Origin of the sequence: Thauera sp., assembly GCF_034003485.1 — a bacterium.
In the GTDB taxonomy this organism is placed as follows: domain Bacteria; phylum Pseudomonadota; class Gammaproteobacteria; order Burkholderiales; family Rhodocyclaceae; genus Thauera.
Window position 1 is genome coordinate 131,600 of record NZ_JAVEYL010000004.1, and the last position, 25,340, is coordinate 156,939.

The 25,340-nt window shown below is 68.1% G+C and carries 21 protein-coding genes and 3 pseudogenes; 15 read left to right on the forward strand and 9 right to left on the reverse strand.

The features are described from left to right. Positions 1–66: 66 nt before the first annotated feature. Positions 67–1,161 (reverse strand): branched-chain amino acid ABC transporter substrate-binding protein, encoded by a 1,095-nt coding sequence (locus RBT54_RS03510; protein WP_320364147.1) that lies wholly within the window; start codon positions 1,159–1,161, stop codon positions 67–69. 239 nt (positions 1,162–1,400) lie between these two features. Continuing rightward, positions 1,401–5,123 (reverse strand): trifunctional transcriptional regulator/proline dehydrogenase/L-glutamate gamma-semialdehyde dehydrogenase, encoded by a 3,723-nt coding sequence (gene putA / locus RBT54_RS03515; protein WP_320364149.1) that lies wholly within the window; start codon positions 5,121–5,123, stop codon positions 1,401–1,403. 196 nt (positions 5,124–5,319) lie between these two features. Here putA and RBT54_RS03520 point away from each other — a divergent pair, with 196 nt between their 5' ends. The 8 genes from RBT54_RS03520 (at position 5,320) to RBT54_RS03555 (ending at position 12,598) form a co-directional block, all read left to right on the forward strand. Continuing rightward, positions 5,320–5,784 carry an Lrp/AsnC ligand binding domain-containing protein gene (locus RBT54_RS03520; protein WP_320364151.1) on the forward strand — a complete coding sequence of 155 codons (465 nt, stop codon included), beginning with the start codon at positions 5,320–5,322 and terminating at the stop codon, positions 5,782–5,784. Between the two features lie 99 nt (positions 5,785–5,883). Continuing rightward, positions 5,884–7,182 (forward strand): glutamate--cysteine ligase, encoded by a 1,299-nt coding sequence (gene gshA / locus RBT54_RS03525; RefSeq protein WP_320364153.1) that lies wholly within the window; start codon positions 5,884–5,886, stop codon positions 7,180–7,182. Continuing rightward, complete coding sequence (gene gshB, locus RBT54_RS03530) at positions 7,179–8,135, forward strand: glutathione synthase (RefSeq protein ID WP_320364155.1); 957 nt, start codon at positions 7,179–7,181, stop codon at positions 8,133–8,135. The genes gshA and gshB overlap by 4 nt, the downstream gene beginning before the upstream one ends. Beyond that, the gene (locus tag RBT54_RS03535; RefSeq protein ID WP_320364157.1) at positions 8,126–9,160 is read left to right on the forward strand and encodes an FAD:protein FMN transferase; all 1,035 of its coding nucleotides are present in this window, start codon (positions 8,126–8,128) and stop codon (positions 9,158–9,160) included. Before gshB ends, RBT54_RS03535 begins: the two co-directional genes overlap by 10 nt. Before the next feature lie 25 nt (positions 9,161–9,185). Then, the gene (locus RBT54_RS03540; protein ID WP_320364159.1) at positions 9,186–9,926 is read left to right on the forward strand and encodes a YhcB family protein; all 741 of its coding nucleotides are present in this window, start codon (positions 9,186–9,188) and stop codon (positions 9,924–9,926) included. 94 nt (positions 9,927–10,020) lie between these two features. Continuing rightward, complete coding sequence (locus RBT54_RS03545) at positions 10,021–10,929, forward strand: DUF6279 family lipoprotein (RefSeq protein ID WP_320364162.1); 909 nt, start codon at positions 10,021–10,023, stop codon at positions 10,927–10,929. 73 nt (positions 10,930–11,002) lie between these two features. Further along, positions 11,003–11,887 carry a DMT family transporter gene (locus RBT54_RS03550; RefSeq protein ID WP_320364164.1) on the forward strand — a complete coding sequence of 295 codons (885 nt, stop codon included), beginning with the start codon at positions 11,003–11,005 and terminating at the stop codon, positions 11,885–11,887. Positions 11,888–11,986: 99 nt separating this feature from the next. Beyond that, positions 11,987–12,598, forward strand: coding sequence for a 2-hydroxychromene-2-carboxylate isomerase (locus tag RBT54_RS03555; protein WP_320364166.1), 612 nt, complete (start codon positions 11,987–11,989; stop codon positions 12,596–12,598). A gap of 72 nt (positions 12,599–12,670) precedes the next feature. On the opposite strand, the gene RBT54_RS03560 is transcribed toward RBT54_RS03555, so the two are convergent. Further along, a complete protein-coding gene (locus RBT54_RS03560) occupies positions 12,671–13,360 on the reverse strand; it encodes a hypothetical protein (protein WP_320364169.1) in 690 nt (229 codons plus the stop codon). A gap of 100 nt (positions 13,361–13,460) precedes the next feature. Here RBT54_RS03560 and RBT54_RS03565 point away from each other — a divergent pair, with 100 nt between their 5' ends. The 5 genes from RBT54_RS03565 to RBT54_RS03585 all read left to right on the forward strand — a co-directional run bounded on the left by RBT54_RS03565 (position 13,461) and on the right by RBT54_RS03585 (position 18,081). Beyond that, complete coding sequence (locus RBT54_RS03565; protein ID WP_320364171.1) at positions 13,461–15,401, forward strand: ATP-binding cassette domain-containing protein; 1,941 nt, start codon at positions 13,461–13,463, stop codon at positions 15,399–15,401. Positions 15,402–15,531: 130 nt separating this feature from the next. After that, a complete protein-coding gene (gene thrH, locus RBT54_RS03570; protein ID WP_320364173.1) occupies positions 15,532–16,143 on the forward strand; it encodes a bifunctional phosphoserine phosphatase/homoserine phosphotransferase ThrH in 612 nt (203 codons plus the stop codon). A gap of 102 nt (positions 16,144–16,245) precedes the next feature. Next, complete coding sequence (purU, locus tag RBT54_RS03575) at positions 16,246–17,121, forward strand: formyltetrahydrofolate deformylase (protein ID WP_320364176.1); 876 nt, start codon at positions 16,246–16,248, stop codon at positions 17,119–17,121. Positions 17,122–17,145: 24 nt separating this feature from the next. Continuing rightward, positions 17,146–17,493, forward strand: a complete 348-nt coding sequence (locus tag RBT54_RS03580) for a phosphoribosylaminoimidazole carboxylase (protein ID WP_320364179.1) — start codon at positions 17,146–17,148, stop codon at positions 17,491–17,493. Between the two features lie 96 nt (positions 17,494–17,589). After that, the gene (locus tag RBT54_RS03585; RefSeq protein WP_320364180.1) at positions 17,590–18,081 is read left to right on the forward strand and encodes a thioesterase family protein; all 492 of its coding nucleotides are present in this window, start codon (positions 17,590–17,592) and stop codon (positions 18,079–18,081) included. An 87-nt stretch (positions 18,082–18,168) separates the two neighbouring features. On the opposite strand, the gene RBT54_RS03590 is transcribed toward RBT54_RS03585, so the two are convergent. The 3 genes from RBT54_RS03590 to RBT54_RS03600 are packed head-to-tail and all read right to left on the reverse strand — an operon-like array spanning position 18,169 to position 20,582. Further along, entirely contained in the window at positions 18,169–19,491 is a 1,323-nt protein-coding gene (locus tag RBT54_RS03590) for an ammonium transporter (RefSeq protein ID WP_320364182.1), read from the reverse strand. A gap of 14 nt (positions 19,492–19,505) precedes the next feature. Continuing rightward, positions 19,506–19,844 (reverse strand): P-II family nitrogen regulator, encoded by a 339-nt coding sequence (gene glnK, locus RBT54_RS03595; protein ID WP_320364184.1) that lies wholly within the window; start codon positions 19,842–19,844, stop codon positions 19,506–19,508. Between the two features lie 30 nt (positions 19,845–19,874). Then, positions 19,875–20,582 carry a TorF family putative porin gene (locus tag RBT54_RS03600; RefSeq protein WP_320364185.1) on the reverse strand — a complete coding sequence of 236 codons (708 nt, stop codon included), beginning with the start codon at positions 20,580–20,582 and terminating at the stop codon, positions 19,875–19,877. Positions 20,583–20,845: 263 nt separating this feature from the next. Between RBT54_RS03600 and RBT54_RS03605 the strand changes: the two genes are divergently transcribed. Together RBT54_RS03605 and RBT54_RS03610 are read left to right on the forward strand one after the other, a co-directional pair. Continuing rightward, positions 20,846–21,097 carry an accessory factor UbiK family protein gene (locus RBT54_RS03605; RefSeq protein ID WP_320364187.1) on the forward strand — a complete coding sequence of 84 codons (252 nt, stop codon included), beginning with the start codon at positions 20,846–20,848 and terminating at the stop codon, positions 21,095–21,097. Positions 21,098–21,205: 108 nt separating this feature from the next. Then, positions 21,206–22,255 (forward strand): annotated as a pseudogene (locus RBT54_RS03610) (YifB family Mg chelatase-like AAA ATPase); the annotation flags it as partial. A gap of 86 nt (positions 22,256–22,341) precedes the next feature. Here RBT54_RS03610 and RBT54_RS03615 read toward each other — a convergent pair. The 3 genes and pseudogenes from RBT54_RS03615 to istA form a co-directional block, all read right to left on the reverse strand. Beyond that, positions 22,342–22,803: pseudogene (locus RBT54_RS03615) on the reverse strand (IS3 family transposase); the annotation flags it as partial. A 62-nt stretch (positions 22,804–22,865) separates the two neighbouring features. Then, positions 22,866–23,653 (reverse strand): annotated as a pseudogene (gene istB, locus RBT54_RS18435) (IS21-like element helper ATPase IstB). Further along, positions 23,653–24,873, reverse strand: coding sequence for an IS21 family transposase (istA, locus tag RBT54_RS03630; RefSeq protein ID WP_320364199.1), 1,221 nt, complete (start codon positions 24,871–24,873; stop codon positions 23,653–23,655). The pseudogene istB and the gene istA overlap by 1 nt, the downstream one beginning before the upstream one ends. Positions 24,874–25,340 lie beyond the last annotated feature (467 nt).

The following is a 25,340-nucleotide window of genomic DNA, read 5'->3' on the forward strand; positions in this document are numbered from 1 at the left end:
AGCCCGCTCCCACGGTGCGGCGCCCCAGCCTTTCAGGGCTGCTTTGGGCGGCGCGGGGGCGGAGGCTTATTGCGCGTAGTCGTACTGCCCGCCCTGCCAGCGATAGACCACGAAGCCCGGCGCCTTCTGGTCGCCCTTGGCATTGAACGACAGCTCGCCGATCACGGTCTTGAAGGTGCCCGCGCGCATCGCCTTCTCGAGGTCGGCGTACTTGGTGCTCTTGGCCGTGGTGGCGGCCTGCTCGAACAGCTGCATGGCGGCGTAGGCGTACAGCACGTAGCCTTCCGGTTCGACCTTGGCGGCGCGGAACTTCTCGACCACCGGCGCGGCGTCCGGGTTCTTGCGCGGGTCGGGCGAGAACGTGAACATCACGTTGTCGGCGGCGGGGCCGGCGGCGGTGACGAGCTCGGAGTTGGTCATCGTGTCGCCGCCCATCACCGTGAGCTGCAGGCCGGCGGCCTGGGCCTGGCGCAGGATGAGCGCGACTTCGGTGTGGTAGCCGCCGTAGGCCATGACCTCGACGCCAGCCTGCTTGAGCTTGGTGACGATGCCCGAGTAGTCCTTCTCGCCAGCGGTGATCGACTCGCGCAGTGCGGGCTTGGCGCCCCTGGCGTCCATCGCCTTTGCGATCTCGTCGGCCAGGCCCTTGCCGTAAGCGCTCTTGTCGTCGACCACGGCGACCTTCTTGCCCGCGAACTTCTCGGCGATGTAGTTGCCCGCCACCAGGCCCTGCTGGTCGTCACGGCCCATGATGCGGAAGACGTTGTTGAGACCGCGCTCGGTGACCTGCGGGTTGGTCGACACGGTGGCCATCAGGATGTCGGATTCGACGTAGACGTCGGAAGCCGGGATCGTCGAGCTCGAGCACCAGTGGCCGTGCATGAACACGATGCCCTTGTTGACCATGGTGTTGGCGACTGAAACAGCCTGCTTCGGGTCGCAGGCGTCGTCGCCCACTTCGAGCTTGAGCTTCTCGCCGAGCACCCCGCCACGCGCGTTGATGTCGGCGATGGCCATCTCGGCGCCCTTGCGGATCTGGTCCCCGGCCGATGCGTACTGGCCGGTCATCGGGCCGGCGATGGCGACGGAAAGGTCGGCCAGGGCGGCGTTGGAGAAACCACCGAGTGCGAGGACGGCGGTGGCGAGCAGGGTTTTTTTCATGAAACGTCTCCTTCGTGGCTGTGGTCTTGTGCCTTGTGCAGGGCAAAAGGGGCAAGCGGCGCCATACGGGGCCGTTTGCGCCCGGCTAAGGTAAGCGAATTTTTCCGTCTTGCCATCCGTGATGCCCCTAGCTGCCGGGACATCGGTTGCGCCTTTTCAGTGGTGGCGCGGTTCATTCGAGCTGCGATGCGGTGGTCGAGGGGTTTTTGTGGGAGGGGCCTGCCCGCGAATGTGGCCAGTCAGGCGCCCATCGCCATCAGGCTGGCGTTGCCACCCGCTGCCGCGGTGTTGATCGACAGGGTGCGCTCATGCACGAGGCGGCTGAGGTCGTAGTCGGGGCAGGGTTGCAGCAACTGCAGGACCGGGCCGCTGCGTGCGGCGACGCGTACGCGCAGCGCGTCGGCCTCGGCGTCGCTGCCGTCGAAGAGCACCGCACCGAGCGCCTTGTCGAGCCAGGCTGAATCCACCGCGACGCGGGCACGCAGCGCTTCGGGGAGCGCGGCCTGGACCTTGATGGCGGCCGGGCTGTCGGCGAGCACCAGGCGGTTGCCGCTGGCGAGCGCGGCCATCACCTGATGCAGCACGCCGGCGGCGCTGTCCGCGACGCCAGCGATGGTGCCGCGCGCGGTGAAGCGCAGGCTGTCGTCCTCGCCGGTGGGGCCGGGCAGGGCCAGGCGCAGGCCGCCGAGGCGGCGCGCGCGGCAGGCGTCGGCGCGGTCGCGCAGCACGGCGATCTCGTCGCCTTCGACCAGGCTGCGCCCGGCGCCGTCGAGCCATGCCAGAAAGGCGTCGAGCGCGGCGTCGGCGGCGCGCGTCTCGTCGCTCTCGGCCACCGCCACCGCGCCGTCCGCCAGCATCGGCCCGGGCGTGCGCGCCAGCAGGCGGTGCAGGTAGAGCGGCCCGCCCGCCTTGGGGCCGGTGCCGGACAGGCCCTCGCCACCGAAGGGCTGCACGCCCACCGCCGCCCCGATGATGTTGCGGTTCACATACAGGTTGCCGACGTGGGCGCGCGCGGCGACGCGCTCGACGGTCTCGTCGATGCGGGTGTGCACGCCCATGGTGAGGCCGTAGCCGCTGGCGTTGATGGCGTTGATCAGGCCGTCCAATTCGGATGCGCGGTAGCGCAGCACGTGCAGGATGGGGCCGAACTGTTCGCGACCGAGCGCCGACAAGGCGCCGATCTCGATGATCGTCGGCGCGACGAAGGTGCCATGGACGCACTCGGCGGGCAGCGCCAGGCGGGTGACGCGCGCGCCCTTCGCCTGCATCGCGGCGACATGGGCCTCGAGGCCGTCGCGGGCATCAGAATCGATCACCGGGCCAATGTCGACCCGCACGTCCGCCGGGTTGCCCAGGCGCAGTTCGGTGAGCGCGCCCTGCAGCATGTGCAGCACGCCATCGGCGATGTCCTCTTGCAGGCACAGCACGCGCAGCGCCGAGCAGCGCTGGCCGGCGGAGTCGAAGGCGGAGGCGAGCACGTCGGTGACCACCTGCTCGGGCAGCGCGGTGGAGTCCACGATCATCGCGTTCTGGCCGCCGGTCTCGGCGATCAGCGGCACGTTGCCGCCGCGCGCGGCGAGCGTGCGGTTGATCAGCGCGGCGACCTCGGTCGAGCCGGTGAACATCACCCCGCGCACGCGTGCATCCGCCACCAGGGTGGCGCCGACGGTTTCGCCGCGGCCGGGCAACAGTTGCAGCGCCGCGGGCGGGATGCCGGCCGCGTGCAGCAGGCGCACCGCGAATGCGGCGATCAGCGGGGTCTGCTCGGCGGGCTTGGCGAGCACCGGGTTGCCGGCGGCGAGCGCGGCGGCGACCTGGCCGGTGAAGATCGCGAGCGGGAAGTTCCACGGGCTGATGCACAGCACCGGGCCGAGCGCCACATGGCTGGCGGGATCGAACCCGCGCGCCTGCTGGGCGTAGTAGCGCAGGAAGTCGACCGCCTCGCGCAGCTCGGCGACCGCGTTCGCCCACGACTTGCCGGCCTCGCGCACGGCGAGCGCGAGCAGGGTGTCGGCTTCGCGCTCGAACAGCGCGGCGGCGTGGATGAGCACGTCGCTGCGCGTGCCGGCCGGGGTCGCGGCCCAGTCGGGTGCGGCGGCGCTGGCGGCGGCAAGGGCGCGCTCGATGTCGGCGGTGCTGGCGTCGGCGACGCCGCCGACGATCTCGCTGCGGTTGGCGGGGTTGCTGACCGGAATCACGACGGCGGGGACGCTGGTGCTGCCGGCCACGATCGGCCCGGCGGCGAAAGGGGTCACGGCCGAAGCGACGAGGGCGGCGGCGATGCGAGCGCGCACCGCCTCGCTCGCGAGGTCATGGCCTGACGAATTGGTGCGCAGCCCGCCGAACAGCTCAGCAGGCAGCGCGATCTTCGGATGCGGCGCGCCGGCGAGCGGGGCGGCCTGCTCGACCGGGTCGGCGATCAGCTCCTCGACCGGCACGCGCTCGTCGACGATGCGGTTCACGAAGCTGGTGTTGGCGCCGTTTTCCAGCAGGCGGCGCACCAGGTAGGCGAGCAGGGTCTCGTGGCTGCCCACCGGGGCGTAGATGCGCACCATGCGGTGGCGGCCGGGCTTACCGACGATCTGGTCGTAGAGCGGCTCGCCCATGCCGTGCAGGCACTGGAACTCGTAGTCGCCCGGTTGCCAGGCGCGGCCGTCGGCGGCGGCGAGGTGGAAGATCGCCGCCAGCGAATGCGCGTTGTGGGTGGCGAACTGCGGGTAGATGAGGTCGCGCGCGGCGAGCAGCTTTCTGGCGCAGGCGAGGTAGGCCACATCCGTGTACACCTTGCGCGTATACACCGGATAACCGGCGAGGCCGTCGATCTGCGCGCGCTTGATCTCGGCGTCCCAGTAGGCGCCCTTGACCAGGCGCACCATCATGCGCTGGCCGCTGCGCCGCGCGAGGTCGATGACGAAATCGAGCACGCAGGGCGCGCGCTTCTGGTAGGCCTGCACGACGAAGCCCAGCCCGCTCCAGCCGGCGAGCGCGTCGTCGGTGGCGAGCGCCTCGAGCAGGTCGAGCGAGATGTCGAGGCGGTCGGCCTCCTCGGCGTCGATGTTGAGGCCGATGTCGTGGCGCCTTGCCTGCAGGCACAGGGTCCTCAGTTTCGGCAGCAGCTCGGCCAGCACGCGTTCGCGCTGCGACCAGGTGTAGCGCGGGTGCAATGCGGAGAGCTTCACCGAGATGCCGTTGCCGTCGACCACGCCGCGGCTCTTCGCGGCCACGCCGATGGCCTCGATCGCGCCCTCGTAGTCGCCGAAGTAGCGCTCGGCGTCGGCTGCGGTCATCGCCGCCTCGCCGAGCATGTCGAAGGAGTAGCGGTAGCCCTTCTTCTCGTGTTCGCGACCGCGCTCGAGCGCCTCGTCGATGTCGCGGCCGGTGACGAACTGCTCGCCCAGCATGCGCATCGCCAGATCCATGCCCTTGCGGATCAGCGGCTCGCCGCCGCGCGCCACCAGGCGGGTGAGCGCCGAGGACAGACCTTCGGCGCTGCTGGTCGACACCAGCCGGCCGGTGATCAAGAGGCCCCAGGTGGCGGCGTTGACGAACAAGGATGGGCTGTGGCCGATGTGCGCGCGCCAGTCGCCGTCGGCGAGCTTGTCGCGGATCAGGCGGTCGGCGGTGGCCGTGTCGGGCACGCGCAGCAAGGCTTCGGCCAGGCACATCAGCGCCACGCCTTCCTGGCTGGAGAGCGAGAACTCCTTCATCAGTGCATCCACGCCCGAGGAGCGCGCGCGCGTGGCGCGCAGGCCGCTGACGAGGTCGTGGGCGAGGGTGCGCACGGGTTCGCGCAGGGCGTCGGGCAGGCGAGCAGCGTCGATGAGGGCGGGCACGCAGATGGGCTCGGGTGTGCGCCAGACGGCGTCGATCGCGTGGCGCAGGTCGCTGCGCGGTGCCGGGGGCAGGGCTGCGGTAGCCGGCGTGCCAGTCGAGCGGGCGCTGGAGGGGATGTTCGGGGTCACGGCCGGGCACTCCTGGGCTGGCGGTGCACGCCTGTCGGGCGGGCGGTCTGGAGCGGTTACGGGGGCGGAGGGCGGTCCGCCGCAATGGCCGAATTCTTTGCTAAAAACCGTAGTTAATGGCTCCAAAGTTTTAGTTTATATAGCCATAATTCCTGTATTTCAGCCATCCGGCAGCCCAAACGACTGCTGCACTGCAATGGATCGCATCGATCAGAAGATTCTCCAGGCCCTCCAGGCCGACGCCCGTCTGTCCATCGTCGAGCTCTCGCGCCGCGTCGGCCTCACCAAGACGCCCTGCGCCGAACGTGTGCGCCGGCTGGAAAAGACCGGCGTGATCCGCGGCTACCATGCCGCGCTCGACCCCGATGCGGTTGGCGCCGGCCACATCGTCGTCGTGCAGGTGCTGCTCACCAGCACCACCGAGCAGGATCTGCGCCGCTTCAACGATGCGGTGCGACGCATTCCCGAGATCGAGTCCTGCCACATGATCGCGGGCGATTTCGACTACCTGCTCAAGGTGCGCACGCGCGACATCAACGAATACCGCCGCGTGATGGGCGAGGCGATCTCCGGTCTGCCGTGCGTGAAGCAGACCCACACCTACGTGGTGATGGAAGTGGTCAAGGACGAGCGCAGCCTGCCGGTGCGTCCGCCCGCCTGAGGCATTGGCGCGCAGGCGGTGCGCAGCCCCCTTGGTGTAACATTCCGGCCAAAGCTTTCGCCCCTGCCAGTCCGGCAGCGGGCCCTCCCGAGAGACACCATGGTCCCGCACCTCACTACTGCACTCACCGGCCCCCTGCTCGAACTCGAGCGCCAGTTCCTGGACAATTCCTGCGACATCGAAAAGTGGTTCCGCACCCAGTGGCAGGACCACATGCCGCCCTTTTACGGCTCGACCGACCTGCGCAATTCGGGCTTCAAGCTCGCGCCGGTCGACCTGAACCTGTTCCCCGGCGGCTTCAACAACCTCAACGACGCCTTCATGCCGCTGTGCGTGCAGGCGGCGCAAGCGGCGATCGAGCGCATCTGCCCGGACGCCAGCAAGCTCTTGCTGATCCCCGAGAACCACACCCGCAACCAGTTCTACCTGCAGAACGTCGCCAAGCTGGTGTCGATCCTGCGCCTGACCGGCCTGGACGTGCGCATCGGCAGCCTGTTGCCCGACATCGTCGAGCCGACCGTGCTGGAGCTGGCCAACGGCGCCACGCTGACGCTAGAGCCCTTGCGCCGCAGCGGCAGCCGCGTCGGCCTGGACAGCTTCGACCCGTGCGCGGTGCTGCTCAACAACGACCTGTCCGCGGGCATCCCGCCGGTGCTCAAGGGCCTGGACGAGCAGTGGCTGATTCCGCCGCTGCACGCCGGCTGGCATTCGCGCCGCAAGTCCAAGCACGCCGAGTGCTACGACCGTGTCGCGAAGGCCTTCGCCGAGGAGATCGGCATCGACCCCTGGCGCATCAACCCCGAGTTCGGCGTGTGCGGCCAGATCAACTTCCAGGAACGCACCGGCGAGGAATGCCTGGCCGGCCAGGTCGATTCGCTGCTCACCCGCATCCGCGCGAAGTACAAGGAATATGGCGTCACCGACCAGCCTTTCGTGGTGGTCAAGGCCGACGCCGGCACCTACGGCATGGGCGTGATGACGGTGAAGGACGCCTCCGAGGTCGTCGGGCTCAATCGCCGCCAGCGCAACAAGATGGCGGTGGTCAAGGAAGGCCTGCAGGTGCAGGAAGTGATCATCCAGGAAGGCGTGCACACCTTCGAGACGGTGGAGGACGGTGTCGCCGAGCCGGTGGTCTACATGATGGACCACTATGTGGTGGGCGGTTTCTACCGCGTGCACACCGAGCGCGGCCGCGACGAGAACCTCAACGCGCCCGGCATGCACTTCAAGCCGCTCGCCTTCGACACCAGCGGCACCATGCCCGACGCCGCCCAGGGGCCGGACGCGCCGCCGAATCGCTTCTATGCGTATGGCGTGGTGGCGCGGCTCGCGCTGCTGGCGGCCTCGGTCGAGATCGAGGAGACCGAGCCCGTCGAAGCCGTCGGAGAGGCGGCGTGAGTCGCCGGCTGCGTCTAGCCTTCATCCTCGATCCGCTCGACGACCTGAAGGCGTACAAGGATTCCAGCATCGCGATGATGCGTTCCGCCGCGGCGCGCGGCCACGAGGTGTGGGCCGTGCAGCGCAGCGCGTTGACCTGGCGCGACGGCGCCGTCGCCGCCCGCGCCTTGCCGATCCACCTGCTGGCCGGCGACGCACCGTGGTACGCCGCGGCCGGGCCCGCGCAGTCGCAGTCCCTGGCCGACTTCGACGCCGTGCTGATGCGCCAGGACCCGCCCTTCGACTTCGAATACGTCACCGCCACCTGGCTGCTCGAAGACGCCGCGCAGGCCGGCGCGCGGGTGTTCAACAATCCGCGCGCGATCCGCGACCATTCCGAGAAGCTCGCGATCACCGAATTCCCGCAGTTCATGGCGACCTCGCTGGTGGCGCGCGATGCGGTGGACCTCAACGCCTTCATCGACGAGCTCGGCGACGTCATCCTCAAGCCCCTCGACGGCATGGGCGGAAGCCAGATCTTCCGGGTGCGCAAGGACGACCCCAACCGCAACGTCATCATCGAGACGCTGACGCACGAGGGGCAGCGCACGATCATGGCGCAGCGCTACCTGGCGCAGATCGCCGAGGGCGACAAGCGCGTGCTGATCATCGGTGGCGAGGTCGTGCCCTTCGCGCTCGCGCGCATCCCGCAGGCCGGCGAGACGCGCGGCAACCTCGCCGCCGGCGGGCGTGGCGTGGCGATGGCGTTGACCGAACGCGAACGCGAAATCGCCGAGTATCTGGCGCCCATCCTGTGGGAACGCGGGCTGCTGATCGTGGGGCTGGATGTCATCGGCGGCCATCTCACCGAGATCAACGTGACCAGCCCCACCTGCATGGTCGAGATCGCCGCGCAACAAGGGTTCGATGTGGCCGGGCTGGTCATCGACAAGCTGGAGCAGGTGTGCGGCTAGCCCTGCTGTTGTTGGCGCTGGTGCTGCTGGCCGGCTGTTCGCGCGCGGAGGTTTTCCACCACGAGGCCTATGTCTTCGGCACCCGGGTCGACGTGGCCGTATATGGCGACAGCCAGGCCGAGGCCGATGTGGCCGCTGGCGCGGTGCTGCGCGAGTTCGACCGCCTGCATCGCGCCTATCACGCCTGGGAGCCGTCCGAGCTCACCGCGCTCAACGCGGCCATCGCGCGGGGCGAGGCCGCCACCGTGTCGGACGAACTGGCGGCGATGCTGAAGGACGCCCAGTACATCGCCGCCACCGGCGACCAGCTCTTCAACCCCGCGCTCGGCGCGCTGATCGCGCTCTGGGGCTTTCATACCGACAACTTCGTGCCGCAGCGCCCCGACCCGGCAAAGCTGCAGGCCCTGCTCGACGCTGCGCCGTCGATGGCCGACCTCGTCATCGACGGCAACACGGTCAGCAGCCGCAACCCGGCGGTGCAGCTCGACCTCGGCGGCTACGCCAAGGGCTATGCGCTCGACCGCGCCGCGACCATCCTGCGCGAGAACGGCGTGGCCAACGCGCTGATCAACATCGGCGGCAACGTCATGGCGCTCGGGAAGAAGGGCGACCAGCCGTGGCGGATCGGCATCCAGCACCCGCGCACACCGGCGCCACTGGCCACCCTGCCGCTCTACGACGGTGAGGCTGTGGGCACCTCGGGCGACTACCAGCGCTATTTCGAACTGGAGGGGGAGCGCTACGCGCACCTGCTCGATCCGCGCACCGGCCAGCCGGCGCGTGGCACGCAGTCGCTGACCATCCTGATCACGCCGCGCGCCGGCGTTGGCGCGGGCGCCGGCACGCTGTCCGATGCGCCGAGCAAGCCGGCGTATCTCGCGGGAGAGCAATGGCGCGAACATACTCGCCGTTTCGGCATCGAACATGTGTTGCGCGTCGCGGCCGACGGTCGCGTCGAGGTCACCCGTGCGCTGCGCGCGCGGCTGCAGTTCCCGGCACCGCTCGAGGTGACGGTCGTCGATTGAATAAAAAGGGAGGGGAATCATGGACATGACACCGCAAACCGCCTGGCTGATCGCCATTTCCGCCGTCGTGATCGTGGGCGTGGTGGCGTTCTTCATCGGGCGCAGCAGCGCCGGCACCAAGGACCGCATCAACGAGCTCGAGGCCGAGCTGAGCAGCAAGAAAGCCGAGGTCGAGGGGTATCGCAAGGAAGTCGAGCAGCACTTCGACAAGACGGCGACGCTGTTCGTGTCGATGGCGGGCTCGTACAAGGAGATGTTCGAGCACCTGTCCTCGGGCTACGAAAAGCTGTCCACCGGCTCGGCGCGCGAACTGTTCCAGCAGCGTGTGGATGCGCTCTTGCTCGGTGCTGCGCGCAGTGCGGGCAGTGCGGACCAAACGGGCACGCTGCTGGGCGGCGCGGCAGCCGCAGGCGTGGCGAGCGCTGCAGCTGCCGTGCCTGCAGTTGCCGGGGCGGCGACCGAGCCTGGCGCCGACGCAGCAGGGACTGAATCGGCCGAGCTGGCTCAGACGAGCGCGCAGGCGACCGAGGAGCGTGCGGAACCTGAATCGAGGCCCGAGCCCAACCTCGAGGCCGGACCACAGGGGGCTGCACCTGCAGTCCAGGCTGACGCCGAGATGGGCGTCGCCGCCGGGACGCGCGAACTCGACCCGTCGGCCACGGACGAGTCCGACGAGCGTGCGCGCAAGGCAGAAGGCATCGCCTTCGACCCGATCGTCGACGAGGCGCCGGCGCGTAGCGAAGCGCCCCGTAGCGAACTGCGCTGAATCCGCTGGCGGGCGGGGCCGCACCGTTTCGCATGACGCGAGGCGGCGGCCCCGTCGTCGCGAACTTCCCGCTGGCTGTCGCATCCTAACGGGCATGCGCCTGCCGCTTCTCTCCTTCCTTGGTTTCTCGCCCCGGGTGGCGCTCGTGTTGCTATGCGCCGCTCTCGCGGCGGGTGGCTGCAGCCTGCGTCTCGCCTATTCCCAGCTCGACTGGCTCGTGCCCTGGTATCTGCGTGACTACGTGACCCTGGACGCCGGGCAGCGCAGCGCGCTGGATGCCCGTCTCGCCGTCCGGCTCGACTGGCATTGCCGCGCCCACGTTCCCGAATATGCCGTCAGCTTGCGTGAGGCCCAGGCCCTGCTGCGGCGCGACACGGTCGATGCTGCTGAGCTTGCGCCTTTCCTTGCGCGCGGCGAGGCCTGGTGGGCCGAGGTGCTGGCCGCGCTCGAGCCCGATGCGCGGGTAATGTTGGCCGGCCTGGCGAACGAACAGATCGACGAGTTGCGCCAAGCCTTCGCACGCGGTGCGCAGGAGGCGCGCGCGGAGTTTCTTGGCGGCAACGATGCCGCGCAGGAAGCGGCCCGCATCAAGCGCATGGAAAAGCGCCTGCAGCGCTGGTTCGGCCGCATGACGCCGGCTCAGCGCGAGCGCATCGCCGCGTGGAGCGCCGAACTCAGCCCGACGACCGCAGCCTGGCTCGAGCAGCGCATGCGCTGGCAGGGGGCGCTGCTCGATGCGCTGCAGGTGCGCACCGACGATGCCGCCTTTGCAGCGCGCATCGCCCCCCTGTTTGCCCCGCAGCAGGCACGCTGGCCAGCGGCTTACCGTGAAGGCGTTGCCCGTAACCGGGCGCTGACGCTGGCTTTGCTGGCCGATGTATTCAACATGGCGCCCGAGCACCAGCGCCAGCGCCTCAATCGCGAGCTCGATGGGCTGGCCGCGCAGTTCGAGTCGCTGGCCTGTGCCGCGCCGGCTCGCGTTTCCGCGGCGCTCGGCCGATAATCCGCGCCATCCTCCGATCATTCACCGCCGATCGCATCTTCATTTTCGGCCGTGAGCCGCCGCGCGACATTCCATGCACAAGACCGAGCTCGACCGCCTCGCCATCGGCCTGATGGTGTTGTTCTGCACCATCTGGGGCCTGCAACAGGTGGCCATCAAGCTTGCCAGCGCCGGGATCTCGCCGGTCTGGCAGGCGGGGCTGCGCTCGATCGGGGCCACGGTGATCGTCTTCCTTTGGGCCTGGCTGCGCGGTGTCCGCCTGTGGGCGCGTGACGGTACGCTGTGGCCGGGCCTGCTGGCCGGCTTGCTGTTCGCCGCCGAATTCGCGCTGATCTTCCTCGGGCTGGAATACACCACGGCCTCGCGGGGGGTGATCTTTCTCTACACCGCGCCCTTCTTCGTCGCCCTAGGCGCGCGCTGGCTGCTGCCCCTGGAGCAGATACGCCGGGCACAGTGGGCAGGCATGGCGCTGGCCTTTGCCGGCATCCTGGTGCTGTTCGGTGAGCATCTGTTCTCGTCGGCCGACAGGGCATGGATCGGCGACCTGATGATCGTGTTCGCGGCGATGTTCTGGGCCGCGACCACGCTGACCGTCAAGGCAAGTGCGCTGGCGCGGGTGTCGGCGGAGAAGACGCTGCTCTATCAGCTCGCGGTGTCTGCCCTGGCCTTGCCGCTGTTGTCGATCGTGCTCGGCGAGCCCGGCGTGTTCGCGCCGACCGCGGCGGTGTGGGCGAGCCTGTTCTTCCAGATCTTCATCGTCGCCGGGGCGTCCTACCTGGGCTGGTTCTGGCTGATTCGGCAGTATCCCGCGACACGGCTGTCGTCCTTCTCCTTCCTCACCCCGGTGATGGGCGTACTCGCGGGCGGCGTGCTGCTCGGCGAGCCGCTGACGCCCGCCGTGTTCGCCGCGCTGGCTCTGGTCGGGGCCGGCATCTGGGTGGCGAACCGGCCGTCCTGAGTTCGCTCGCCGGCGGGGCGCGCGTTGGGTGCATGCGGCGCGGGAGCCGTCGGCTTCGCCTATAGTGACAAGGCCCATCCCTGCCGAGGAACGTCCCCCATGTCCCGTCCCGTCGTCGAGTTCTGGTTCGAGTTCGCCAGCACCTATTCCTATCTGTCGGTGATGCGCATCGAGCGCGCGGCCGAAGCGGCCGGCGTGGATGTCGCGTGGAAGCCCTTCCTGCTCGGTCCGGTGTTCCTGGCGCTGGGCTGGAACGACTCGCCGTTCAACATCTACCCGCCCAAGGGGCGCTACATGTGGCGCGACCTCGAGCGCCTGGCCGCGAAGGAGGGGCTGCCCTTCCGGCGGCCGAGCCGTTTCCCGCGCAACGGCCTGCTCGCCGCGCGGGTGGCGCTGATCGGCGTGGAGGATGGCTGGGTGGCGCCGTTCGCGCGCGCGGTGATGACGGCCAACTTCGCCGAGGACCGTGAGATCGCCGAGCCGGCGGTGATCGAGGACATTCTTTCTGCGCTCGGCTTGCCGGTTGCCGAAGTCATGGCGCGCGCGCAGTCCGATGCCAACAAGCTCGCGCTGCGCTGCCAGACCGAACACGCGGCCGAACTCGGCCTGTTCGGCGCGCCGAGCTTCCGGGTGGGCGAGGAGCTGTTCTGGGGCAACGACCGCCTGACCGATGCGCTCGACTGGGCCACGCAGCCCGCCGGCAGCGCCTGAGGCAGCGCACAGCCGCGGCGCAGTGGCTGGGGCGGATGCCCCGGTTGCGCCCTGCGTGCGTCGCGATATGTCCTACTGCTTTTTCTTCGCCTGCTCTTCTTCGTATTTGCGGATGCGCTCGTCGTAGCGTGCGCGATCTTCCGCGGCTTGTTGCGCGCGGTTTGCGGCGTCCTCTTCGGCCCGGCGGCGGTCGGCGGCGCGCTGCGCATCGTTGGCGGCGCGACTGCGTGCAGCCTCCGCCTCGGCGGCGCGGGTGTCGGCCTCGCGCTGGGCGCGGATGCGCTCGGCCTCGTGCGAGGGCGCGATACGGGCGTCGGGGGGCGGGGCGGATACGGCGGCTGCGGGCGTGGCCGGGAGCGCGGTGGGCGTGGCCGGCGTCAGCGGGCGCTCGGCCTTGGCGCCGGCTTCGGCTGCCACGCGCTGGCGCTCGGCGAGGGTGAGGCGGCGAGATTCGGCTTCCAGCTCGCGGGCGCGCTTGACCGTCTCCAGGCGCTTTTTCTTGGCCTGGTCGATGCAGCGGTTGACGAAGAATTTGTCGTAGCAGCCGGGTACGGTGGCCTCGTAGGTGGCCTCGGCTTCGGCGCGCAGGGCCTTGCCGTCGGCTTCGAGCGCCTCGGCGCGCTCGCGCTCTGCCGCGCGGGCGGCTTCGTCCTCGGCCTGCGCATGGGCCGGCAGTGCGACGCATGCGAGCACGGCAGCGAACAGGCCGGACACGAGGGAGCGGCGGGCGAGGGCAGAAAACAGGGGGCGGATACGGATCATGCGTGGCGGTTTCCGGGGGGCGGGTTCGGAGTTCGTTTCGGCTGGCGCGTAGAATAGCGCCTTTAATTCAAACCGCGGCCGTCCGGCCGTGTATCCGTTCGTGATCAGTCTTCGCAATTTGCGCCTCGCGCGCGGCGCCAAGGTCCTCATCGAGGCCGCCACGCTGCAGATCCACCCCGGCTGGAAAGTCGGCCTCACCGGTGCCAACGGCAGCGGCAAGTCCAGCCTGTTCGCCATGCTGCGCGACCAGCTCCATCCCGACCAGGGCGACCTCGCCATGCCGCCGGGCTGGGTGATCGCCCACGTCGCCCAGGAGACCCCCGGCTTGTCACAGCCGGCGATCGACTACGTGCTCGACGGCGACGCCGAGCTGCGCCGCATCGAGGCCGAGCTGGCGGCGGCCGATGCGGCGCACGACGAGCACATCGGCGCGCATATCGGTGAGCTCCACGCCCGCCTGCACGAGATCGGTGGCTACGCAGCGCGGGCCCGTGCGGCAGCGCTGCTCGACGGCCTGGGTTTCCTGCAGGCGGACGTCGAGCGCCCGGTGTCGGACTTCTCCGGCGGCTGGCGCATGCGCCTGAACCTGGCGCAGGCGCTGATGTGCAGATCGGACCTGCTGCTGCTCGACGAGCCCACCAACCACCTCGACCTCGACGCGGTGATCTGGCTCGAGGCCTGGCTGCGCGACTACCGCGGCACGCTGCTGCTGATCTCGCACGACCGCGAGTTCCTCGACGCCTGCGTCACCCACATCGCCCACATCGAGCAGCAGAAGCTCAACCTCTACACCGGCGGCTATTCCGACTTCGAGCGCCAGCGCGGCGAGCGTCTGATCCAGCAGCAATCGATGTTCGAGAGGCAGCAGCGCGACATCGCGCACATGGAAGACTACATCCGCCGCTTTCGCGCCAAGGCTACCAAGGCGCGCCAGGCGCAAAGCCGGATCAAGGCGCTCGAGCGCATGGAGCGCATCGCCGCGGCCCACGTCGACACGCCCTTCAGTTTTGCCTTCCGCGACGCGCCGCCGGCGCCCGATCCGCTGCTGCAGATCGAGGACGGCGCGGTGGGCTATGGCGACAAGACCGTGCTGGAACGGATCACGCTGACCCTGCGCCCGGGCGAGCGTGTCGGCCTGCTCGGGCGCAACGGTGCAGGCAAATCGACGCTGATCAAGCTGCTCGCGCATGAACTCAAGCTCGCCGGCGGCCGCCGCCTGGAAGGCAAGGGCCTGGCCACCGGCTACTTCGCCCAGCATCAGCTCGAGACCCTGCGCCCGGACGAGTCCGCGCTGCAGCACATGGTGCGGCTGGACCCGCAGACCCGCGAGCAGGAGCTGCGCGACTACCTCGGCGGCTTCGACTTCCGCGGCGACGGCGTGGGCGGCAGCTCGACCCCGGCGACCACCCCGTGCGGGCCGTTCTCGGGTGGAGAGAAGTCGCGCCTGGCGCTGGCCTTGTTGATCTGGCAACGGCCCAACCTGCTGCTGCTCGACGAGCCCACCAACCACCTCGACCTCGAGATGCGCCACGCGCTCACCATGGCGCTGCAGGACTACGAGGGCGCGATGGTGCTGGTGTCGCACGACCGCGCGCTGCTGCGCGCCACCTGCGACCGCTTCGTGCTGGTCGACAACGGCCGCATCCAGCCCTTCGGCGGTGACCTCGACGACTACCGCGACTGGCTCGCCACGCGTCGCGCCGAAGTCGCCGCCGCCGCAGCCTGCCCCGACCAGGCCGCCGACAAGGCCACGCGCAAGGCCGACCGCGCCCAGGCCGCCGCCGACCGCCAGGCGCGCCTGGTCGCGCGCCGGCCGCTGGTGAAGGAGCTCGAGCAGATCGACAAGCGCCTGGCGACGTGGAACAAGGAGAAGGCCGAGCTCGTTGAGAAGCTCGCCGATCCGGCGCTGTACTCCGGCCCCCAGGCGGGCGAGGTGCCGGCGCTCAACAAGCGCCAGGCCGAGCTGGCCGAGCGCATCGAGGAGGCCGAGCTGCGCTGGCTCGAACTGCACGAGGCGCTGGAGGCGATTCCGGCGGAGTGAGGCGTGAGGCCGGCAAAGTGAGGCCGACGCCCGGCAAGCGGGCGTGTGTTCGCGTGGGGGTCGAACCCTGCACCCTGGCCGCACACTGCTAGAATCGCGGTTTTCCCGAATCTGCCCGCAGGAGGGTGTGGTGCGTATCGTCTGTCTCGACCTCGAAGGTGTGCTGGTCCCCGAAATCTGGATCGAATTCGCCGAACGTACCGGCATCCCCGAGCTGCGCCGCACCACCCGCGACGAGCCCAACTACGACACCCTGATGAAGTACCGCCTGGACATCCTGGCGCAGAAGAAGCTCGGCCTGCCCGACATCCAGGACGTGATCGCCAGCATGGGCCCGATGGAAGGCGCGCGCGCCTTTCTCGACGCGCTGCGCGACACCTACCAGGTGGTGATCCTGTCCGACACCTTCTACGAGTTCGCCAAGCCGCTGATGAAGCAGCTCGGCCTGCCCACGCTGTTCTGCCACAGCCTCGAGGCCAACGCCGAAGGCATCCTGGTGAACTACCACCTGCGCATGCCCGACCAGAAGCGCGAGGCGGTCAGGCGCTTCAAGGAGCTCAACTTCAAGGTCGTGGCCGCGGGCGATTCCTACAACGACACCGCGATGCTCGGCGAAGCCCACGGCGGCATCCTGTTCCATCCGCCCGAGAACGTGGTGCGCGAGTTCCCGCAGTACCCGGTGGTGCGCGACTACGCCAACCTGCGCGCCGAGATCGACAAGGCGTTCGCCAAGGTCGCCTGACCCAGGCGAGCGCCGCGCGGCGAGGGTACGCCCGGGCTTGCCATACTCGCCGCCCCCCGAGGGGGCTCAGCCTCTCCAACTTACCTCGGCAATTAACCGTCCATGCATCGCGAACGCTTCTTCACGCTCTCCGCCTCCTGCCCCGACCGCGTCGGCATCGTCGCCAAGGTGTCGGGCTTCATCGCCGAGCACAAGGGCTGGATCCTCGAGACCTCGCTGCACGCCGAGCCGCCGCTCGAGGCGGGCGAGGTCGGCCGCTACTTCATGCGCATCGAGATCCGCGCGGACTCGCTGCCCTTCCACCTCGCCGAGTTTCGTGAAAAATTCCGCCCGCTCGCCGAAGAGCTGGAAATGGACTGGAAGATCAGCGACTCCGCGGTCAAGAAGCGCGTGGTGGTGCTGGTGAGCAAGCAGGAGCACTGCCTCTACGACCTGCTCGCGCGCTGGCAGTCGAAGGAGCTCGACATCGAGATCGCGTGCGTGGTGTCCAACCACGACACCTTCCGCGGCTTCGTCGAGTGGCACGGCATCCCCTTCCACCACGTGCCGGTGACCGCCGACAACAAGGCCAGCGCCTACGCCGAAGTGCGGCGCATCTTCGAGGAGGTGCGTGGCGACACGATGGTGCTCGCGCGCTACATGCAGATCCTGTCGCCCGAGCTGTGCGCCGCCTACCCGGGTCGCATCATCAACATCCACCACAGCTTCCTGCCCAGCTTCGTCGGCGCCAAGCCCTATCACCAGGCCTACGCCAAGGGCGTCAAGCTGATCGGCGCCACCTGCCATTTCGTGACCGCCGACCTCGACCAGGGGCCGATCATCGAGCAGGACGTGATCCGCATCGATCACTCCGACGCGGTCGAGGACATGGTCCGCTACGGCAAGGACATCGAGAAGACCGTGCTCGCCCGCGGCCTGCGCTACCACCTGGAAGATCGGGTGCTGGTGCATGGGAACAAGACGGTGGTGTTTCGCTGAGCAGGCAGTGCAGGTGCCGGTTCGATGACCAAGCCTTCAGTGCGGCCCGCGCGAGGCAATCTCTTCACGGAGCTCCCTGCTGCCGCGGACGGGGAGGTTTTCGAAACCCTGTTCGCCAACCCTACCTGCCGCGTCGAGCGCATCGTCTCCTTCGGCCACGTCAGTCCGCCGGGCTTCTGGTACGAACAGGAAGAGGACGAATGGGTGGTGCTGCTGGTCGGTTCCGCCGTGCTCGCCTTCGCCGACGGGTGCGTGCTGGATCTTCGCGCCGGCGGCTGGGTGAGCCTGCCGGCGCGCTGCCGGCATCGTGTCGAATCCGTGTCTCAGGATGCGGTGTGGCTGGCGGTGCATTGCCGCGCTGACAAGGCGTGAGCGCCCGAGACACCCGGGCGCAGCATTCATCAATGCTTGCGGTGACGACCGCGTCGGTTCGAGGCGCGTCTTCCGCTTTGAAGCCAAGGAACGAGCATGCCCTCAAATTCCCGTCCGCCGGCGACGCCGGTGCAGTTCGAGCCTGAATTCGTCGCCGGCGTGCGCGAGCTCTTCGAGCACAGGATTCCCTTCAACGCATTGCTCGGCCTGAAGGTCGAGGACATCGGCGGTGAGCGCGTGCACGGGCGCATCGACATGCGCCCGGAGCTCGTCGGCCATTTCGTGCATAGCCGCATCCACGGCGGCGTCATTTCGGCCTGCCTGGATGCCATGGGAGGCCTGGCGGTGATGGCCGCGATCGGGGCCCGCCACCTCGACGAGCCGCCGTTCCAGCGTCTGCACCGCTTTTCGCGGCTCGGCACCATCGACCTGCGCATCGACTACCTGCGTCCTGGCATCGGCGAGCGCTTCCTGATGGAGGCGGAAGTGCTGCGTCTGGGCTCGCGGGTAGCGTCGACGCGGATGAGTTTTCTCGACGCCGAGGGCAAGCTGCTTGCCACCGGGGCAGCGGCCTACATCGTTTCCTGAGCCGCCGCGGCAGTTCACGAAAAACGGCGCCCCGAAGGGCGCCGTGCAAGGTCGGGGTCCGAGGAGGGGGACCCCGGCGAGGGACGATCAGAAGCGGTAGGCGGTTTCGCCGTGTGCCGTGGTATCGAGGCCTTCGCGTTCCTCTTCTTCCGGCACGCGCAGTCCGACGAGCAGGTCCGCAACCTTGAACGCGATGAAGGCGACCACACCCGACCACACCACGGTCACGATCACGCTCCAGGTCTGGATCCACACCTGCGAGGCGATCGAGAAGTCCTCGGCACCGGTGCCGCCCAGGCCAGGGGCCGCGAACACGCCGGTCAGGATGGCGCCGACGATGCCGCCCACGCCATGCACGCCGAACACATCGAGCGCGTCGTCCGCGCCGAGCATGTGCTTGAGGCCATTCACGCCCCACAGGCAGATGAAGCCCGACAGCGTACCGATCACGATCGCGCCCATCGGTCCCACCGAGCCGCAGGCCGGGGTGATCGCCACCAGGCCGGCGACCGCACCTGAAGCCGCGCCCAGCATCGAGGGCTTGCCCTTGATCAGCGCCTCACCCAGCGACCAGGCCAGCACGGCTGCAGCGGTGGCGAGCAGGGTGTTGATGAAGGCGAGTGCAGCACCGGAGGTGGCTTCGAGGTTGGAACCGGCGTTGAAGCCGAACCAGCCCACCCACAGCAGCGAGGCACCGACCATGGTCAGGGTCAGGTTGTGCGGCGCCAGCGATTCACGGCCGTAACCGATGCGCTTGCCCACCATGTACGCACCCACCAGGCCGGCAACGCCCGCGTTGATGTGCACCACCGTGCCGCCGGCAAAGTCGAGTGCGCCGTCTTCGAGCAGGTAGCCGCCCGGGCCCCACACCATGTGGCAGATCGGCAGGTAGCACAGGGTGAACCAGATCACCGAGAAGATCAGCACCGCGGAGAACTTCATGCGCTCGGCGAAGGCGCCGACGATGAGCGCCCCGGTGATGCCGGCGAAGGTGGCCTGGAAGGCGATGAAGGCGAACTCGGGCAGTTTCGCGGTCTCGGTGAAGGTGTCGGCGAGCGAGTCGATCGTCACCCCGGACAGGAAGACCTTGTCGAGCGAGCCGATGAAGGGGCTGGCCTCGGTGAAGGTCAGGCTGTAGCCGTAGATTGCGAACAGCAGCGCGTTGAGCGAGAACACGGTCATGACCTGCATCAGCACCGACAGCATGTTCTTGGCGCGCACCATGCCGCCGTAGAACAGAGCCAGGCCGGGCAGGGCCATCATCAGCACGAGCAGGGTTGCGGTCATGATCCAGGCCACGTCGCCCTTGTTGACCTCGACCGCCACGGCGGCTGCTTCCTGGGCGAAGGCGCCGCCCGATGCGCCGGCGAGCAGGGCTGCGGCCGGCAGGAGTGCAAAGCGGTTTTTCATTTTTCTGTTCTCCCTTACAGCGCGTCCGTGCCGGTCTCGCCGGTGCGGATGCGGATGGCCTGTTCCAGATCGAAGACGAAGATCTTGCCGTCGCCGATCTTTCCGGTTGCTGCGGCTTTCTCGATGGCCTCGATCGCCTGGTCGAGGATGTCGTCGGACACGGCGGCCTCGACCTTCACCTTGGGCAGGAAGTCGACGACGTACTCGGCGCCGCGGTAAAGCTCGGTGTGGCCCTTCTGGCGGCCGAAACCCTTGACCTCGGTGACGGTGATGCCCTGCACGCCGATGGCCGAGAGCGCCTCACGCACTTCGTCGAGCTTGAAGGGCTTGATGATGGCTGCGATGAATTTCATGGTTTTCTCCGGTTCCGTGAGAGGCGTGGGTCAGAAGCTCTTGCTGACCGACAGGATCACGCGCTCGTCGGCGAGGTCGCTGTTGTTCACGTCGGTGTCGACGTAATGCAGGCCGAAGTTGAAGCCGCCGTATTCCTTGGAGAAGCCGAGCTTCCAGTCGGTGTAATCGTCCTGGCCCTTGATGTCGTTGTATCCGACGTGGGCGGCCAGGGTGACGCCGTAGCCGATGTCCACAGCGGCGCCGAGGTCGTAGTACTGGCTGCCGTCCGACTTGTCGTAGCCGAAGAGGTCGGTGAAGGCGTACGAGTACTTGAAGGACAGGAATTCCCACGACAGCCCCAGGTAGCCTTCGAGCGTGTTCGGGCTGTTGTAGGGCTTCGGGTAGCTGCCCGGGTAGTAGTACTGGAGCAGGCCGACGTCGTAACCGATGGCGCCGACGCTGCCCTTGTAGCCGCCGTAGATGTCGAGCTCGAGGCTGTTGCTGACGTCCGAATTGCCGTCGGACAGCCAGGACACGTTCGAGCCCCACACACCGGCGTAGAGGCCGCTTTCGTGGGCGTAGTCGAAACCGCCCTGCAGCGCCGGGCGCTCGTCGGTCTGGCTGAAGCCGCGGTAGGCGTAGTCGGAGACGAGGCCGATGTTGGCGGTGAAGGGGCTGTCCTCGGCATGGACGCTGCCGGCGAAGGGCAGGGTGGCGAGAAGCGCAGCAAGCGTGGCGGTGATCGAGGTCTTGTTCATGATCTGCTCCTTGGAAAGGGTGTCGGAATGCCTGACGAGCATCCCTAAGCAGATCGTGTGCCAGCTTTTCAAAAGCCTTGTACAGAAAGGCTTGCGACCGCTTTGAAAGGCCTGTTTGCTGCGCCGCGCAATCAGATCGTGCACGAAATTGGGGTTCTGCGCACCGTTGTGGTGCATTGCCTGCCCCGTGGGCGGGCGATTCTGGTGCGTCCGCCTGCGCATGCTAGACTTTGCGCCGTTTTCACCCCTATCTGCAGGCAATCATGAGCACTCCCCGCTTCCTCGACGAAATCGGCGCCAAGCTTTCGGAACTCGCGGCCAACAGCCCGGTACGTGACTTTGAAAAGAACGCCAAGGCCATGCTCGGCGGCGCCTTCAGCAAGCTCGATCTGGTCACGCGCGACGAGTTCGAGGTCCAGCGCGAGGTGCTCGCCCACGCCCGCCAGAAGCTCGTCGAGCTCGAGGCGCGGGTCGCCGAACTCGAAGCCCGCCTCGCGCCGGGCGACAAGGCCTGAGTTTCTCGCACGCATCGCTGCCGCCGGTGGTGATGCGAGCAGAATATTTGCCTTTGTCATGAGCGGCGTCTCCGCTAGACTGGCGCCCCGTCCGGTCTGGAGATACCCATGTCGATCGCGCTCGTGCGCGCCCGTGCGCTCGAAGGGCTGGCTGCGCCCGAGGTCACGGTCGAAGTCCATCTGGCCAACGGGCTGCCGGCCTTCAGCCTGGTCGGCCTGCCCGACACCGAGGTGCGCGAGGCGCGCGATCGGGTGCGGGCGGCGATCCAGTCGTCCCAGTTCGAATTTCCCCAGCGCCGCATCACCGTCAACCTCGCCCCGGCGGACCTGCCCAAGGAGGGCGGACGCTTCGATCTCGCGATCGCGGTCGGCATCCTGGCGGCGTCCGATCAGGTGGCGATGGAGCGCATCGATGCGCTCGAGTTCTGCGGCGAGCTGTCGCTCACCGGCGATCTGCGCTCGGTGCGCGGCGTGCTGGCCGCTGCCCTGGCAGCCGGGCGGGGCGGGCGCGGCCTGGTGTTGCCCGCAGGCAATGCCGCCGAGGCTGCGCTCGCCCGACGCGCAAACGTGCTGCCCGCCGCCAGCCTGCTCGCGGTGTGCGCGCACCTCAACGGCCACACCGCGCTCGAGCCGGTGGCCGACGCCGTCCCGTTGCCGCTTGCGGGCGCGAGTGTTCCCGACCTCGCCGATGTGCGCGGCCAGTTGCAGGCGCGCCGGGCGCTGGAGGTGGCGGCAGGCGGAGCACATTCACTGCTGCTGTTCGGCCCGCCCGGCACCGGCAAGTCGATGCTGGCGCAGCGCCTGCCCGGCGTGCTGCCGCCGATGAGTGAGGAGGAGGCGATCGAGGCTGCGGCGGTGGCGTCGATCGAGGGCGAGTTCGATGTGCGTACCTGGGGACGGCGGCCGTTTCGCTCGCCGCACCATTCGGCCTCGGCGGCCGCGCTGGTCGGCGGCGGTGCGGTGCCGCGCCCGGGCGAGATCTCGCTGGCGCATCGCGGCGTGCTGTTCCTCGACGAGCTGCCCGAGTTCGATCGCCGCGTGCTCGAGTCGCTGCGCGAGCCGCTCGAGACCGGCACCATCACGGTGTCGCGTGCGCGCCGGCGGGCGGAGTTTCCGGCCCGTTTCCAGCTCTTGTCGGTAAAGTACAAAAAAGCTTGCCCAAAGAAACTTGGCTGTTACCGTGAATTTATGTGTAGAGAAATCTATGTATGCCTACTTACGGCTACTGAAGCGCCTCGGGTTTCCTAGACGGTCCCGTTCTTCAAGAAAGACCGCCGCTCGAACTCTACCGGCGAGAGCTGGTTGGTGAAACCGTGGCGTCGTCGTGGGTTGTAGAAGAGCTCGATGTAATCGAACACATCCGAGCGAGCCTGCGCGCGATCCGTGTAAATCGTTCGCTTTATCCGCTCGCGCTTGAGCAGTTGAAAGAAGCTTTCCGCGACCGCGTTGTCGTAGCAATTGCCGCGCCGGCTCATGCTCGGCACCAGCCGGTGCGCCTTCAGGAAGTCTTGCCAGTCGTGGCTGCTGAACTGGCTACCCTGATCCGAATACACCAACACCTCCTCGGTCGGTTTGCGCCGCCACACCGCCATCAGCAAAGCGTTCAACGTCAATTCCTTGGTCATTCGCTCGCCCATCGACCAACCGACGACCTGGCGGGAGAACAGATCGAGCACCGCGCACAGGTGCAGCCACCCCTCGTGGGTGTCAAGCGACACGAAGATTTGATGCGCCCCCTGACGACATCTGGAATTGACCCCTGGGTTAATCAATTCTCCGACGTGATCGGGGTGGGGGCAGCGGCCTTCTGCAGAAGGCCGCTGCGGCGCTTGTCGCGTAGCCGGTAACTGTCGCCCCTGATCGTGATGACCTGGCTGTGATGCAGCAGCCGATCGAGGATGGCGGTGGCGGCGACGGCGTCGCCGAACACCTGCCCCCACTCGCCAACCGGCCGGTTGCTGGTGATCAGCATGCTGGCCCGCTCGTAGCGCCGCGATACCAGTTGGAAGAACAGGTGTGCGGCGGCCGGCTCGAGCGGCAGGTACCCGAGCTCATCGATGATCAGCAGCTTGGGCTTCGAGAGCTGCACCAGCTTCTCCTCGAGCCGCCCGTCGGCGTGCGCCTTCGTGAGCCCGGCCATCAGCGCCGCCGCCGAGGTGAAGAGCACCGTATAGCCGCGATCCACCGCCTCGCGCCCGAGTGCGACCGCCAGGTGGTCTTGCCCACGCCGGGCGGACCGAGCAGCAGCAGGGCCTGGCCATGGCCGATCCAGCGGCCGGTGGACAGATCCCGGATCTGCCCCGGATCGATCGAGGGCTGGGCGTCGAAGTCGAAGCCTTCCAGCGTGCGCACGCACGGGAAGCGGGCGAGCTTCATCCCCATCTGGATGCGCCGACTGTCACGCCGGGCGACCTCGCGTTCGGCCAGGAACAGCAGCGCTTCGCGCAGCGTCATCTGCGCCCGGCTGGCTTCGTCGAGCAGGCTGTCGAGCTGGTCGCGGATCGCAGTGAGCCGCAGCCGGGTGAGCAGGTCGTCGAGTCGGTCGGTATCGATCATCACCAGCCTCCGCCGACGAGTGCGTCGTACTCGGCCAGCGGGCGCAGCAACGCATCGGTGGGCGGCGGCGCCTCGATCTCGGCCGGCGGCGGCGATCCACCCAGCAGATGGCTGCGCTCGATGCTGCGCTCCCGACTGCCGGAGAGTTCCGCATGGCGGGCCACCTCCTCGCCGGCGTACTCGACCACCACCGTGTCGGCGCTGACGACGACCGTCACCGTCTCGCCGATCAGCCGCCATGGCACGCTGTAGGCGTTGGTGTCGAGCTCGATGCAGCCCTCGGCATTGACCCGGCGCACGAGCTCGCGCACCTGCAGGAAGGGGGCGATCCCGGCAACCGGACGCAGGTGTTCACGCTCCAGGTCGAAGCGCTCAGCGGGCGTGACACCCGTCGTGCCGTGGATGCGCACGTCGGCGACCTCGCGCTGCCAGCGCGCCAGATGCGCCTCCATCGCGGCCCAGCTGTCGAAGGCATGGCCAGCGATGGCGTTCTTCTTGACGTAACCCACGCCATTCTCGGTCTTGCCCTTGGTGCGGGCGCGAAACGGCGCGCATGCCTGGGCAGCGATGTCCCAGTGCCGGCAGAACGCCTCGAAGCGGCTGTTGAGCCGAACCTGGCGCGTCTGTGTGTCGTGCTTGTCGACCAGTGCCTTGGCGTTGTCGATGAGCAGCGTCTGCGGTCGTCCGCCGAAATGGACAAACGCTGCCTCGATGCCGGCGAACCACGCGCTCTGGCGCTCGTGCCGGAACGCGCACGCGAACCCCCGGCGCGAATAGCCCAGCGTCGCCACGAACAGGAACACCCGCACCGAGTCGCCGCCGATCAGCACGCGCGTCTGGCCGAAGTCGATCTGCATCTGCTCGCCCGGCGCGGTCTCGAAGCGGATCGTCGCACGGCGGCTCGCTTCAAGCTCCTGACGGAACCCTCGGTACGCGCGCTCGACCGTGCGCAGGCTCGTGTCGATTCCGAGTTCCTTGCTCAACTGCTGGCGCACTACATCGCAGTTGCCCCGGTGCTGCAGGAAACGCTCCCGCAGCCATCCTTCATGACCGCCCAGCACGCTGTCGCGCTGCGGCTGCCGGTACGGCACCGGCCCGCCCGCGCTCAGATACCGCCGCACCGTGTTGCGCGCGATGCCCAACGTCCTGGCAATCCGCTTCGCGCCCCACCCTGACTGCCCCAACCTAACGATCGTCGTGACCGCCTCCGGCTCCAACATCTCCCGCACTCCGCAAACCAGACGGCGTACAGGATTCACCTCGATGTGTTTCGTTTCCAACGATGGCCTCCTTGCGAACGAGGGGGTCAGTTCCTCGTGTCGCTAGGGGGCAATTTACGGTGTCGCCTGACACCATTTCCGAATCGAAGAAAGGAGGCATCCCATTTAGAGATGTCCGCCAAAGCGTAAAACCCATAGTGGCGCGAAGTTGCTCTTGAAATTATTTATACCTTTCCGTGGCGAATGAAAACTTTTCAAGAGTATGAATTTAAGTCTTTGAAAACAATAAAGAACTTGACCTGATGAGGGTGGTTGTATAGGGTGGAAGAGGAGGGTTTAAAGTAAGCGCTCCACGAACCCCATCCTTACGTAGCCCTGGGTGAGCCCGCATGCTTCGGCTTCCGTTTTCCGGGGAGCACGAGCATGTCGGAGCGCAGCACGTTTTGGTTGTCGCACCTGTCGGCGAT